At 44.3% G+C, this 14,159-nt stretch carries 11 protein-coding genes; 5 read left to right on the forward strand and 6 right to left on the reverse strand.

Annotated elements, in window-relative coordinates:
* Position 1: 1 nt before the first annotated feature.
* From CWC02_RS12305 to CWC02_RS12330, 6 genes are all read right to left on the reverse strand, one after another.
* A complete protein-coding gene (locus CWC02_RS12305; RefSeq protein WP_138618516.1) occupies positions 2-1,243 on the reverse strand; it encodes an OprO/OprP family phosphate-selective porin in 1,242 nt (413 codons plus the stop codon).
* Between the two features lie 227 nt (positions 1,244-1,470).
* Entirely contained in the window at positions 1,471-2,130 is a 660-nt protein-coding gene (locus tag CWC02_RS12310; protein WP_138618518.1) for a 3-oxoacid CoA-transferase subunit B, read from the reverse strand.
* 11 nt (positions 2,131-2,141) lie between these two features.
* Positions 2,142-2,849 (reverse strand): CoA transferase subunit A, encoded by a 708-nt coding sequence (locus tag CWC02_RS12315; protein WP_063527828.1) that lies wholly within the window; start codon positions 2,847-2,849, stop codon positions 2,142-2,144.
* A 9-nt stretch (positions 2,850-2,858) separates the two neighbouring features.
* Positions 2,859-3,620: a 3-hydroxybutyrate dehydrogenase gene (locus CWC02_RS12320; protein WP_054552326.1), complete on the reverse strand. Its 762-nt coding sequence runs from the start codon at positions 3,618-3,620 to the stop codon at positions 2,859-2,861.
* A gap of 4 nt (positions 3,621-3,624) precedes the next feature.
* Positions 3,625-4,812 (reverse strand): E22 family MetX-like putative esterase, encoded by a 1,188-nt coding sequence (locus CWC02_RS12325; RefSeq protein ID WP_138618520.1) that lies wholly within the window; start codon positions 4,810-4,812, stop codon positions 3,625-3,627.
* 9 nt (positions 4,813-4,821) lie between these two features.
* Positions 4,822-6,123 carry a GntP family permease gene (locus CWC02_RS12330; protein WP_054552324.1) on the reverse strand — a complete coding sequence of 434 codons (1,302 nt, stop codon included), beginning with the start codon at positions 6,121-6,123 and terminating at the stop codon, positions 4,822-4,824.
* Between the two features lie 295 nt (positions 6,124-6,418).
* Between CWC02_RS12330 and CWC02_RS12335 the strand changes: the two genes are divergently transcribed.
* The 5 genes from CWC02_RS12335 (at position 6,419) to CWC02_RS12355 (ending at position 14,115) form a co-directional block, all read left to right on the forward strand.
* Positions 6,419-8,710: a TonB-dependent receptor gene (locus CWC02_RS12335; RefSeq protein ID WP_138618522.1), complete on the forward strand. Its 2,292-nt coding sequence runs from the start codon at positions 6,419-6,421 to the stop codon at positions 8,708-8,710.
* Between the two features lie 112 nt (positions 8,711-8,822).
* Complete coding sequence (locus tag CWC02_RS12340) at positions 8,823-9,485, forward strand: response regulator transcription factor (protein WP_054552322.1); 663 nt, start codon at positions 8,823-8,825, stop codon at positions 9,483-9,485.
* 153 nt (positions 9,486-9,638) lie between these two features.
* On the forward strand, positions 9,639-10,916 hold the full coding sequence (locus tag CWC02_RS12345) for an HlyD family secretion protein (protein ID WP_138599091.1): 1,278 nt from the start codon (positions 9,639-9,641) through the stop codon (positions 10,914-10,916).
* Positions 10,913-11,665 carry an ABC transporter ATP-binding protein gene (locus CWC02_RS12350; protein WP_055198568.1) on the forward strand — a complete coding sequence of 251 codons (753 nt, stop codon included), beginning with the start codon at positions 10,913-10,915 and terminating at the stop codon, positions 11,663-11,665. Before CWC02_RS12345 ends, CWC02_RS12350 begins: the two co-directional genes overlap by 4 nt.
* Positions 11,665-14,115 (forward strand): ABC transporter permease, encoded by a 2,451-nt coding sequence (locus CWC02_RS12355; protein ID WP_138618524.1) that lies wholly within the window; start codon positions 11,665-11,667, stop codon positions 14,113-14,115. Before CWC02_RS12350 ends, CWC02_RS12355 begins: the two co-directional genes overlap by 1 nt.
* The last annotated feature ends 44 nt before the right edge of the window (positions 14,116-14,159 follow it).

The raw sequence follows: 14,159 nt of genomic DNA on the forward strand, positions 1-14,159 counted from the left end.
CCTAAAATAAGTACTGCATACGAGCACTGATGCCCATACCTGAATCTTCATCACCTACCAGCGTAGAAGCACCGGCACCATCAACATCGCTGTAAATCAGGTTGCCCATAAATTTGATATCGCTGCTTAGATAATAAGATGTGCCTAATGTGTAAGTGGTTACGTCGGTACCTTGCTGTTTGCTGCTAGCGTTCATTTGTGACACACGGGCAACAAGTTCCCATGCATCTTTAATTCCTTTCGGTTGTACAAATAATGCTGAGCCTGCTTTGTAACGGCGCTGCTCACCACCTAAGAAGTAACTTGCCGAAACATGGAAGCCATCAAAACGTTCACCATCAAGTTCGTTGCTACTATCGACCGTATCAAGGTAACGGCTGGCATATTCAGCCTCTAGAGTGAATGCATTCGCTTGGTAGGCAAATTCAAGACCGCTTTGCGACATGCTATTTAGCGCTGCGGTTTCACCACCGACTGCGTAATCCACTAAGCGAACATTGGTTTCACGCACTTCACCACGGGCAAAACGAGCGCTTAAGTCATTGCCGCCCATATCACGATAAGAGTGCCAAGCACCTAAATGAATCACATCACCCGGTGCTGCACTTGACCAGGTTAAGCGACCTGTTACAGCCAATGTCAGTTTGTCATTTTCGTCATGGCCTGAAGCACCAAACGCATCGTTTTTGTAAACACCCACGGCGTAACGCAAGCCTGAATCTTTAAAGTATTGATAAGCCGAGATACCCCAGCGGAAGAAAGGAGAGAAGGTGTTAGCAAGGGTGCTACGCTCAATGGTATTAATATGTTTAGAACTGGTTAGCGCATTGAGCGACATGTCTTCACGGATTTTACCGGCTTTTACTTTTAAGCCGTTGTCGAATGCATAACGTACCCGCGCTAACACGATTTCAGCCGTGCCTTCAGAAAATTCGAGTAGTAATTTGTGATCCCAGTTACCATGTTCACTTTCAACATAAGTACGGATACGACGTGGGAAGAAGTCGCTGCCTCCAGCGCCATCATTGTCGGCATTGTAAGCACCGTCGAAATAGTTGTAATCAAGTTGCACGCGACCACCAAATTCTAGGTTGAAGCCGCTAGATGTTTTTAATGAATCCACTTCTTTTTGAAGTGCATCGAGTTGTTGCTGTAGTTGTTCAGTGTCGCTTTGTGCGAATGCTGATGTACTTGCTAACGCCGCTGCAACGGCTAAAGCGAGCTGTGTGTTACTTGCTTTCATGAATTACTCCACACCAGATTATAATTATTTGTTGTCGTTGATCGGCCTACTGCAAACGGCGATCTGGTTTGGAGCATAGTGTTAACGATAGATTAACGAAATGTTTAGGGGGTAAGTTGCATTGATGGTGATAAATGGCTTTTTGTTCATAAAACTCATGAACAAAAAGCACATTACTGGGGGTTAGTATAAAATCTAGGCAAATTAGCTGCTTATAAGTCGCAAAACTAGCAAAAAGTCATCTCAGGAATGTCACCAGAGACAATAAGCTTGCCCTGTGTCTTAGCAATAATCTCATCAACCGAAACACCCGGAGCACGCTCTAATAAATGAAATGCACCGTCTTTAATTTCTAAAAGTGCCAAATCGGTGATCACTTTATTGATACAACCAACGCCCGTTAACGGCAAACTACATTCGGTCAGCAGTTTTGATTCACCATGCTTGTTGGCATGGGTCATGGTACAAATAATGTTTTTAGCACCGGCCACTAAATCCATCGCACCGCCCATCCCTTTAACCAGCTTTTTCGGGATCATCCAACTGGCTATGTTGCCGTTTTGGTCTACTTCAAACGCGCCCAGCACGGTTAAATCAACGTGGCCGCCGCGGATCATGGCAAAGCTTTCTGCAGAGCTAAATATAGCCGCCCCCGTTGCAGCGGTGACCGTTTCTTTACCTGCGTTAATCATATCGGCATCAACTTGGTCTGCACTTGGGTATGGCCCCATACCGAGTAAACCATTTTCTGATTGCAGCATCACTTCGATGCCATCAGGGACATAATTAGCGACCAAGGTTGGAATACCTATACCTAAGTTAACGTAGTAACCATCCTGTAGTTCCATCGCCACGCGTTTAGCGATTTGTTCTCGTGATAATGCCATCAGCGTGCTCCTTATTGATTCTCTTGCTTAGTGGTAACTTTCTCGATGCGCTTTTCAAATTCACCTTTAATCACTCGGTCAATATAGATACCCGGCGTGTGAATTTGGCTTGGCTCTAGCTCCCCTGGCTCAACAATTTCTTCAACTTCAAGAACCGTAATTTTGCCAGCGGTTGCTGCCATCGGATTAAAGTTCATCGCCGTATGACGATAAATGCAGTTACCATAACGATCTGCTTTCCACGCTTTAACTATCGCAAAGTCGCCAGTAATGCTTGGCTCCAATAAATAGTCACGACCATTAATATTGCGGGTTTCTTTACCGTCAGCCACCGGTGTACCGACACCCGTTGCGGTATAAAATGCAGGAATACCCGCGCCGCCAGCACGCATTTTTTCAGCTAAGGTGCCTTGCGGTGTCAGCTCAACTTCTAGTTCACCATTTAATAGTTGCTGCTCAAATAACGCGTTTTCACCAACGTAAGAGGCAACCATCTTGCTGATTTGCTTGTCTTCAAGTAGCACCCCTAAACCAAAACCATCAACACCACAGTTATTCGATACCACGGTTAAATCTCGGGTGCCTTGACGTTTAATTTGCGCAATCAAGCCTTCAGGAATACCGCATAAGCCAAATCCACCGGCTATCACTGTCATGCCATCTTCAAGGCCAGCCATTGCTTCGCTATAACTTGTAACTACTTTATCAAAACCTGCCATTGGCTCCTCCTATTGTGCAGTCCAACCGCCATCAATGGCGATTGCTTGGGCGGTAATATTGCGTGCTGCATCGGCCATTAAAAAGCTAACGGTATGCAGGATCTCATCTAAGCCGATAAATGCTTTTTTCGGCATTGGTGCTAGCATAATTGTGTCGATCACTTGTTGCTCAGAAATGCCATGTTCTTTGGCTTGCGAGGCAATTTGTTGCTCCACAAGCGGCGTTTTTACATAGGCTGGGCACACAGTATTAATCGTGATGTTGGCATCACCAGTTTCGAGTGCCATGGTTTTAGCAAAGCCGATTAAGCCATGTTTTGCAGCGATATAAGCCGACTTATATTTAGACGCCACCATGGCATGAATTGAGCCAATATTAATGATGCGACCAAAATCTTGCTCACGCATGCGAGGGAGTACCGCCTTGGTCATCATCGCCGGGCCAACGAGCATAACTTGCTGTAAGAACTGCCATTTATCAGCAGGAAAATCTTCAAGCTTTGCCACGTGCTGAATACCTGCATTATTAATAAGTACATCAATTGGCTGATTAAGCTCAGTGAAAAACTGCTCAATTGCATCACTATCTGCCACATTAAGCGCATACCCTTCGGCGCTACCACCTTGCTCAACAATGCCTGCCGCCGCTTGTTGTGCTGCTTGCTGATTTAAATCAGTCACAATAATAGTGTGACCTTGCATCGCCAGTTGCTGGGCAACATATAGACCAATCCCACTGGCTGCACCGGTAATTAAAACTGTTTTGCTCATCGGGTTACTCCTCTAAAAACTCACTGATAAGCTGCGCTTTCGGGGCGATTGAGAAAATGCCATCAAGGTGTCCCCAGCCCCCTTCAATTTCTGAAATCTCAACGTCTTTACCTGCCGCTTTCATGGTGTCAAACACAGTACGCATGTTTTCAGGGCGAAGCAGTAAGTCGTTCGTTGCGGGTAGTAATAATGTTTTGGCAGAGACATTTTTAAGTGCCGTTGTTAAATCGCTTTGCATACCAGCGGTAAATAATTGTGATGCCCGGACCAAATAAAGTACATGGTTGGCATCTTGCGTTTTCGCTCGTGCCATTGCGCGCTGAGCGAGTACTTGGTTTAACTTAGGCAAGGTACGAATATCTTTTAATGCACCTTCATCCAATACATTAAAGTCAGGGAAGCTCGCGTTATAAATAATTGGATGCATCGCATCTTGCGTAATATTAAGCATGGTTGCCGCTAAACCATCTAACGGGCGCTCTTTGCCGTAGTAATTACCTTGCTGCCAGTTTTTATCTAGACGAATTGGTAACGCCCATTTTTCAAGTGCCGCGACTGTCCATGCATCCATCGTTGCAGCGCCAATCACATGAATTAAACGCTCTACTTTATCTGGGTAACGTGTTGCCCACTCAAGTGCTTGAAACGACCCCATTGATGCGCCCATCACAGCATGTAACTTAGTGATACCTAGGCTGTCGAGTAAACGCTTTTGCACATTCACAAAGTCAGTAATCGTAACCACAGGGAAATTCAAACCATAAGGTTTACCTGTTTTTGGATTAGTTGACGCAGGACCTGTGGTGATTACATTTTCATCATGCCAGTTGGCATTCACTAAGGTATCTGAGCTAATCACATAATATTTATTCGTATCGATAGCTTTACCTGGGCCGATAATCGCATCCCAATAACCCGGTAGGGCATCATCCGCTTTATATTTACCTGCGGCATGAGAAGTACCAGAGAAGTAATGAGTGATTAAAATCACGTTATCTTTATTGGCGTTTAGTTTTCCGTAACTTTCCCAACCAATATCCACTTGCTCTAACGTCACACCAGACACAGTGGTAAAATCTTTTGTCGTAAAATGCTGCTTTTCCACCAGCATGGTGTCGGCTTTGTTTGCAGCGCCAAACGCGGTGCTACTAAATACAACCAGCCATAGCAAAATTATTAATTTGGTTTTCATTGCTGTTCCTTAAAAGAAAATAAAGAGTCCGAGTGCCAATGCGACACCGATAAGCGGAATGACCGCAGTCAGCGCTGCCATTGACCAATACGCACGTTGGTGCGTTTCTTTACAGATAGCGCGTATTGTTGTGACCACATAACCATTATGCGGCAAGGTATCGAGGGCTCCAGAGCTAATTGCCACTACTCGGTGCAGTTGTTCAGGGTTTACACCCATGTCTAAATAACCTGGTGCGACAAGGGGTAATGCAATGGCTTGCCCGCCAGAAGCAGAGCCAGTTAAACCAGCAATTACACTAACCGCAACCGCAGCACCAACCAACTCATTCCCCGGCATATGGGTCATCACATCGACAGCGGCGGTAAATGCCGGTGATACTTTCGCCACAGCGCCAAAACCAACCACAGCAGCGGTATTACCGATTGCCACTAAAGCGCCGGTTGTACCAACATTAATAGCGTTACCCATATCGTGAAAATGCTTAAAATTGATAATCACAATACTCAGTACACCACCAAGCAAAGCGACAATAAGCGCGGTTTGCTGCAGTACATCATGTAGCGTAAATGATAAAAGCAGCACCACAATCAGTGGGATCACACCCGTAATTGGATGCGGACGACGACGCTCAATAATGACAGGATCATCATCACGCGCTTCAAAGGTTTCGCCATTAGCAACGGCTTTTTTGATCATCTTGTTCAACCAAAAGTAACCTGCTGTGGCCATGAAAATAGCGACCACTAAGCTCACTTCCCACGCTGCATAGGGTGACGTACCAAGGTGCTTAACCGGGATCCAGTTTTGAATTTCTGGCGAGCCTGCCGAAGTCATGGTAAAGGTCACCGAACCAAATGCCAGCGTTGCTGGAATAAAGCGGCGCGGTAAGTTTGCATCTTTAAACAGACTTAATGCCATTGGATAAACGGAAAACGCAACAATAAAGACGCTCACGCCACCGTAGGTTAAAACAGCACAGGCAATCACAACCGCAAGAACGGCATGCTTCATACCTAGTTTACCCACAATGTAGCTTGCAACACTGTCTGCAGCACCGGTGTCTTCCATGAATTTACCGAACAACGACCCCAGTAAGAACATAAAAAACCACGCACTTAAGAAGCCTGCAAAGCCATCCATATAGGCGTTAATAAAGTTTGTATCTGCCGATACAGGGAAAATGGCCATGCCACTACTAAGTGCAACTAACAGTGCACAGATTGGCGCAGCGATAAATAAATTTACCCCACGCAGCGTTAAAATGATCAGCAGTATTAAACCGCCTAACAGTCCTATCATGCTCAGCATAGACATTCCTATAATTATTGTTATTACACAGATGAGGTGACATCGGAATAATGCTTTCAGTCTTACCCTAAGCGCTCAAAAAATACATAACACTAAGGTACTATCTGCTTTAAAAATAGCTTCATTGCTTGATAAATAAAGGGCTGTGGCGGGTATAGCACTATGGTACTAATTCAATTTCTGCAACTATCTTCTACATTAACTGACAGGTGACACGGGCAAATCTTATTCAGTCTTCGGCAACATCGATGTGAGTGGCCATAAGACTAATGACAACAATAACAAGGAATACAACATGATAAAGCTTAACCCAAAAGTCGCGCCACTTACTCTGGCTGTATCACTTGCTTTGGCAGGTGTCAGTACTCAAGCGGCAGAACAAGCCGAACCTGCAGCAAAAAAAGGGGAACTTGAACGTATTCAGGTAACAGCACGTAAAACTGTTGAAAACCTGCAAGAAGTGCCAGTCGCAGTCACTTCAATTGGTGCTGAAGAGCTGGCTGAAAATGGCATTGTCGTTATGACCGAAGTTCAGCAGTTCTCGCCAAATACTACCTTGCAAGCAAGCCGTGGTACTAACTCTACAATTACTGCGTTTATTCGTGGTGTAGGTCAACAAGATCCACTTTGGGGGTATGAGCCAGGCGTAGGTATTTATATCGATGATGTTTATCTTGCTCGCCCTCAAGGTGCCGTGCTTGATCTACTTGATGTTCAACAAATCGAAGTATTACGCGGCCCGCAAGGGACGCTTTACGGTAAAAATACCATTGGTGGTGCCATTAAATACGTCACCAAAGAAATGAGCGGTGATGCAACATTAAATATTCAAGGCACTGTAGGTAGCTATAACCAAAAAGATTTAAAAATCACTGGCCAATTACCGATTGTTGACGAAAAACTTTACGTGGGTTTTGGTTTTGCAACGCTTAACCGTGATGGCTTTGGTGAGTTTTTAACATCGGCTCTTGATAACCAAGACCGCGAAAACTACAACAAAGACGTAACCGCAGCTCGTGTTACACTCGAATACACACCGACTGATGACTTATTCTTCCGCCTCGCGTGGGATAAAACAGAAGACAAATCAAACGCAAAAGGTGGTTACCGTTTACTACCAAGTATTCTTACTGATGCACCAGTTCCAGACAGCGTGTATGACTCTTACACCAGCTTACCAACATGGAATAAAGTTGAACTCGAAGGTTACAGCCTAACTGCTCGTTGGGATATGACTGACAGCACTAGCATTAAATATATCGGTTCAAGCCGTGAGAGCTACTCACCAACCAATATCGACTTTGATAACACGTCACTGCAAATTTTCGACGTACCTGCTATTTACGATGATGAGCAAACGACTCACGAGTTGCAGCTAAATCATCAAGGCGATAACTACAAATTGGTTTCAGGTATTTACTACTATGATGGTGAATCTTGCGGTCAATTTGAGGCTATTTTAGGTATCTTAGGTCAAAGTCTAGGTGCTCCGGGTCTGACTCGTGAAGTAAGCGGCTGTAGTAACTCAAACAGTAAAGCAGCGTATATCCAAAGCTCGATTGATTTAACAGATAAATGGTCAATGACACTCGGCGCACGTTACACCAAAGACAAAAAAGAAGCGCAGGTTAACAATGGCCTAATCTTTGACATTGTTTACCCTGAATCAGGTTGGGTACCAGGTTACACTCGCCCAGAAGGTCAGCTTGTACCAACGGTACTCGATGATGAAGAAGAATGGTCACGCTTCACACCACGTGCTGGCGTTGAATACCAGTACAATCGTGACATCATGTTCTTTGCAAGTTATGCGCAAGGCTTTAAGTCAGGTACTTTCAATCCACGTGCAACCACTGCAGAGCCAGCTGCAAAGCCAGAAATCGTCGATTCATTCGAAATCGGTATGAAGAGTGAGTGGAACAACAACTTACGTGCAAACGTCACGTTATTCACCCTTGACCATAAAGACCGTCAATATATTTCGGTATTACCGGGCGATAGCGCAGCAGATCTGAACCAACGTTTAGGTAACATTGGTGAGTCAACCTCAGATGGTATCGAGCTTGAACTAAACTATGTTGCATCAGAATCACTCAGCTTTGATGCGTCAGTGGGTTACATCGATAGTAACTTCGATAACGTAATTGATTACGACCCAGAAACCGGTGAAGCATTCGATAAATCAGACCGCTTTACGGTATCAAACACACCTGACTTAACCTTTAATCTGGGTGCAACGTACCGTATGTACACAGAAATGGGTGACTTCGTTATCAATGGTAACTACTACCACAGAGGCGACTACGCGCTATTCGAAGAAGATAGCCTACTAACGCAAGATGCTTACGGTATCTTTAATATGGGTATTACTTGGTACAGCACAGATGGTCACTGGACGGCAGGTCTTTACGGTAAAAACTTAACGGACGAAGAGTACATGATTGGTGGTTACCAGTTCGTGGCACCGGATCCAACAGACCCAACAGATACCAGCAAATACACCCCAGGTTTAGGTGGTGATAATACGCTAATTGGTTACTACGGCGACCCTCGCACTGTAGCCTTCACTGTTGGTTACCGTTTCTAAAATAGAATCTAAATCCTTGTGTGAGAAAGGTTTGTCTGAAACTTCCCCTCAGGCAAACCTTGTTTCAAAAGGCAAAATCACTTATAACATAACGCATTGGAGAATCGAGGGAATGTCTTTAGCTGTGAACACCATAATCGCCGATGATCACCCGTTATTTAGAAGTGCGCTGCGTCAAGCTGCCGCGACATCAGTGCCTGAAGAACATATTAAAGAAACCAGTGACATTGATGGTTTGTTTGCACTGTTAAGCGCTCATCCTGAGATTGAACTGATATTTTTAGACCTCACCATCCCAGGTGCAAATGGCCTGCAAGCCCTTTCGCAACTGCGTAACCACTACCCTGATATCTTGGTAATCATGGTCTCTGCCAATGAGACACCCGCCATAATCAAACAAGCGATGAGCCTTGGCGCTGCTGGCTATATTCCTAAGTCATCTTCTTTAGATGTTATTAGTGAAGCAATTAGTCATGTACTCAATGGCGACACTTGGTTACCACCTGAAGTGGATTTAACCGATGTGGTGATCAACGACGAACAAAGCGAATTTGCTCGTAACCTTGAAAAACTAACTCCGCAGCAATACCGCGTACTAGCGATGATTGCCGACGGTTTATTGAATAAACAAATCGCCTTTGAAATGTCGATTCAAGAAACCACAATAAAACAACATGTGTCAGCGATTTTACGCAAACTTAATGTCTATAACCGCACCCAAGCAGGCATTTTGTTTAACCAGCTTTCGCAGGTTGGCAAAATCGAAGAAAGCTAATTTAAGCATTCACTCCCAGTTTTAAAACTCGCTTTCCCAGTAGTGGGAAAAGCTCACGTTGCAAAAGATAAAAAGTTACTACTTTTCAACACCTTAACTTTTGGCACAAAACTCGCCTTAGCTATTCCATGATTATTTATTTTTCTCAGTATCATGGATTTAGACAGCACACTAAAACGCAAACCTCAGCAATCAAAAGCTAAAAAATGGCTGGCTGTTGCAGCCATTGGCGTATCGGCTCTTGGCGCTTTAATGGTGTATCAATGGACAACCCCCACAGTGGTTGCTGCAAGCCAGCTGCAAATAGCAACCGTAGAACAAGCCGATTTTGTGGTAAAAATACGTGGCTTTGGCCGTTTAAAGCCAAAGTATCAACGTTATTTAACCAATACCGACACCGCAATGGTCGAAGCTATCCATGTATACCCCGGCACTATCGTCAAAAAAGACACAGTGATTTTAAGCCTCGTCAACCCACAGCAAGCGCAGCGTTTATCGGTCGCTCGGCTAGAACTTGCTCGCCAAAAAGCCAGTGTTAATGAGCAAAGAATTAACCAGCAAAGTGAACTACTTGAGCGCCAAGCAAATCTCGCCATATTAAAAAGTGAGCTGCAAAGTGCAGAGCTTAGAGTCGATGCTGAAAGCAAACTGATCGAGCAAGGGATTGTTTCAAGCCTCGATTACAAACGAAGCATGCTAAACGTTGCACAGCTTACAGAACGCGTAAGTATCGAGCAACAACGCCTTGCACAGCTTAAAGAAATGCACTTACAACGTAGCAAAATACAGCAAGAACTATTAAGCCAATTTGAGCTTAATTATCAAGTTGAGCAACAGGCTTTTGATCAGCTGCAAATAACGTCAGGTATCGATGGCATGCTGCAAGAATTGAATGTTGAACTTGGCCAAAACCTCGTGCCCGGTACCCGCCTTGCGGTGGTTGGCTCAAATAAAGCACTCAAAGCAGAGCTAAGCGTTAAGCAAGCAGATGCCGAAAAAGTGGCACTCAATATGGCAGCGAAAGTAAATACTTTTAGCCAAGCAGACCACGGTGAAGTTGATGCCAAAGTCACCCGAATTGACCCTATTGTTACCGATGGTCGAGTTATTATCGAACTTGATTTACAAGGCACACTGCCCGCTAATGCTCGCCCCGATTTAAGCATCGAAGGCTATGTCGTTAGCAACATTATTCCCGATGCATTAACCATTAACGTGCCACAAAAAGCACAAGCACACAGCGAAGCCACGCTGTTTAAACTTAATCCAAATACCCAGTTAGCAACGCCAACCAATATCGAATTTGGTACACTTAGTGACAATCAAATTCAACTTTTGAGCGGTGCCACCGTGGGCGAACAGCTGATCATTTCAGACCTTTCTAAATGGCAGCATTTGGCAACAATAAAAATCGAACAGGACAGTTTATGAAAACCAATACGCTTATCTCATTAAACAAAATCGCCAAAGTTTATCGCGGCCAAAATGTTGAAACCTATGCATTAAAAGACATCAGCCTGAATATTAACCAAGGTGACTATATCTGCATTAGCGGCCCATCTGGCTGTGGTAAATCGACGTTACTGTCATTATTAGGCTTACTCGATAGCCCAACTGCTGGCGACTATTTCATTAAAGAAGTCGACACAAAAACCCTTGATATGGATCAGCAAGCTGAACTTAGAAACCTTCACATTGGTTTTATATTTCAGTCGTTTAACCTAATTGATGAATTATCGGTATTTGACAACGTAGCACTGCCGCTCACTTATCGAGAGCCAGCCATGAGCCCAAGCGAAATTGAGCTTGCTGTAAAACAAGCCCTTGATGAAGTTGAGATGGGCCATCGTGCTCAGCATAAACCAAACCAATTATCAGGTGGTCAGCAACAGCGTATTGCTATTGCCCGCGCACTGGCTGGCAAGCCAAGCATTTTATTGGTGGATGAGCCAACTGGTAACTTAGATTCAAAAAATGGTGATGCCGTCATGGACTTGCTTGATGAGCTGAATAAAAAAGGCACCACCATTTGTATGGTAACCCATGATTTACGTTATGCCGGACGTGCTAAAACGCAACTTAAATTGCTAGATGGTGAAATTGTTTCCTACTCTGAAGCTCGCCAAGCACCTAGCAGCGACAATACTGAGCATGCACTTGAAAGCGCTGAGGTGATGTAATGAAATTAACCAAAACACGCGCCCAATTTAGCTTAGCGTGGGCATCATTAATGAATGCTCCGGGCTTTGTAACAGCAGTTATCGCAACGCTTGCTTTAACTCTTGCCACCTTGTTTGTGGTGCTTAGCCTTGTTAACAGCTACTTTTTAAAGCCCCTTGATGTGTACGATGAAAGCCGTATGGTGGTGGTTGAGCAATCACTTACCTATGATGACTACGATGCTACCGGCTTTCAAAGCTATCAATCGATGGTGCATTGGCTTAAGCATAATCAAAGCTTTGAACAAAGTATGATGATCAATGCGGGTGAGCAAATCTTTGCAAACCTAGATGGCGAACCGAAAGAACCAGTGCTGTATGTTGGCGGCAACTATTTTGACTTATTAAACACACCATTTTTAATGGGACAAGGTTTTGACCTTGGAGAAACACTCGAAACTCCTGATGACCGCGTTGTTATCTCTGCTAACTTCTGGCGCAAGCATTACAACAGCGACCCGAACATTATTGGTAAAACACTTTCAGTCATGGCGGGTGAAACCGATTACGTTCACCGTATCGTCGGTGTTGTTGATGACTCATTCAGCCCACCCTACATGTTTAAAGCAAGTGACGTTGAAGTGTGGTTTCCATCCAGTGCGGACCGCCGTTTCTTTCACAATGACGATTGGCAAAGCCCGTGGACAAACACTTTCAAAAACCTAAAACTGATTGCAGTTTTAAAGCCTGGGGTCACCATAGATCAAGTTAAAGTCGATTTAAAACAGCAAATTGATACGGTTAAATCAGAGTGGCTAAACAACGGGGGGATCACCGATGTAAAACCTGAAGTAACCCCGTATCGTGACGTTGAGCTGGGTAATAACGATGACTTAAGCTTAATGATGTTAGCCGGTGCAGTAGGGCTACTGATTATTGCAGTACTTAATGTAAGCACGTTGTTTTTCTCACGCGCTCTTGCTCAACATAAAACCCTCGCTTTGCAGGCGGTATTAGGCGCTAAACGCAGCACATTATTTAAAAGTATCTTTTTACAGTCACTGATTTTAATGACCTTATCGGTAAGCATTGCGCTGTTTTTATCGGTATGGGGCATACGTTTATTTAAAGTACTAGCAGAAGGCCGACTGCCACTGGTTAATAGCTTGGCCGTGGATAGCACGTTGGTCATTGTTGCCATCATACTGTGTATTGCTCTTGCTTATATTTTCTCTGTAATTACAGCGCGTTTGGTGAATTACAAAACCCTAAATACGCAAATGCAGAACAGTGGTAAAGGCGGGGTTTCACAGGTATCTGGCCGTACAGTGCGTATTTTAATTGGTTCACAAATGTTTGTTGCCGCGCTGCTTGTGAGTTTTTCGGTGATGGTAGTGAGTAAAGCCATGGGCACGATTAACCGCCCACTCGGCAGTGATACCGAAAACCTATATTTTGCCAACCTTTTCCAGCCAAATAATCAGATGTCATTGGCTGAGCGCTACGAACATATGCTGCAATACAAGCAGGTTTTGCTTGATAGCCAAGGCATTGATGATGTTGCCCTGGGTCATAGCCCGGTTTCGCAAAGACAAAACGCCAACACCTTGACTGATGTAAACGGTAAAAGCTCCGTTTTCTTCCCTAGTCAGTGGGTAGGGCCTGATTACTTTGTGTTAGTTAACACCAAAATTCTCGCTGGCCGCACCTTTACTGAACAAGCAATACGCGGTGAAACTAACGAGATACTGGTATCGGTCAGCGTGGCTGAAAACTTATTACCAGGCCAAGACTATCGAAATATCATCGGCAAGAGCTACCAAGGCTTAGAAGAAAAGATGTATGAAGTGGTGGGTGTAACCGAAGATTTTAATCACCCTAAATACTACGATGAATCGTTTGGTCGTCACATTTGGTGGCCTGCGACACCGTATAGCTACATGTTTACTATCAAAGCTTCTGAAGGCGTTAAGCTGACTAATAAACAAATACTTAATACGCTAAAAGAAAAAAACAGCGACCTAACCATGTGGCAGTTTAATGACCTGCAACAAGAGTACGACAATTTACTGTACATGAGCCGACTGACCGTGGTTCTGTGTAGTACCTTAGCGCTATTTACTCTATTATTAGCAGCAATCGGTATTTTTGGGGTACTGAGCTACAACCTGGGTCTGCGCCGCTATGAGTTTGGTATTCGTATGGCATTAGGTGCGAAAAAAGCGCGCTTATTTAAGCTGATGAGTGTTGAAGCTATTATCCCTGTGCTCATTGGTTTTGCGGTTGCTCTCGCCGCAGTAATAGTGGGTTTTTACATGTTACAAGGACAGCTAATGTCTTGGCTGATACTTGATGTAAGACTGCAATTACTCGCTTGGAGTATTACCTTATGTATTGCGCTATTCGCTTGCTTTAGACCTTTGGTTTTACTGCTTAAAGCAAAACCTATGGCCGCACTACGTAACGATTAACAGCACAAAATGGTGGCTTAAATTTAAGCCACCTCAACAGGATA

This window comes from Pseudoalteromonas sp. S2721, from assembly GCF_005887425.1.
Lineage (GTDB): Bacteria > Pseudomonadota > Gammaproteobacteria > Enterobacterales > Alteromonadaceae > Pseudoalteromonas > Pseudoalteromonas simplex.

Excerpts from the sequence above, each read along its gene's own strand:
- CWC02_RS12320 (WP_054552326.1), bottom strand. The coding sequence starts at position 3,620 with ATGAGCAAAACAGTTTTAATTACCGGTGCAGCCAGTGGGATTGGTCTA.
- CWC02_RS12310 (WP_138618518.1), bottom strand. The coding sequence starts at position 2,130 with ATGGCATTATCACGAGAACAAATCGCTAAACGCGTGGCGATGGAACTA.
- CWC02_RS12325 (WP_138618520.1), bottom strand. The coding sequence starts at position 4,812 with ATGAAAACCAAATTAATAATTTTGCTATGGCTGGTTGTATTTAGTAGC.
- CWC02_RS12335 (WP_138618522.1), top strand. The coding sequence starts at position 6,419 with ATGATAAAGCTTAACCCAAAAGTCGCGCCACTTACTCTGGCTGTATCA.
- CWC02_RS12315 (WP_063527828.1), bottom strand. The coding sequence starts at position 2,849 with ATGGCAGGTTTTGATAAAGTAGTTACAAGTTATAGCGAAGCAATGGCT.
- CWC02_RS12350 (WP_055198568.1), top strand. The coding sequence starts at position 10,913 with ATGAAAACCAATACGCTTATCTCATTAAACAAAATCGCCAAAGTTTAT.
- CWC02_RS12340 (WP_054552322.1), top strand. The coding sequence starts at position 8,823 with ATGTCTTTAGCTGTGAACACCATAATCGCCGATGATCACCCGTTATTT.
- CWC02_RS12305 (WP_138618516.1), bottom strand. The coding sequence starts at position 1,243 with ATGAAAGCAAGTAACACACAGCTCGCTTTAGCCGTTGCAGCGGCGTTA.
- CWC02_RS12345 (WP_138599091.1), top strand. The coding sequence starts at position 9,639 with ATGGATTTAGACAGCACACTAAAACGCAAACCTCAGCAATCAAAAGCT.
- CWC02_RS12355 (WP_138618524.1), top strand. The coding sequence starts at position 11,665 with ATGAAATTAACCAAAACACGCGCCCAATTTAGCTTAGCGTGGGCATCA.
- CWC02_RS12330 (WP_054552324.1), bottom strand. The coding sequence starts at position 6,123 with ATGCTGAGCATGATAGGACTGTTAGGCGGTTTAATACTGCTGATCATT.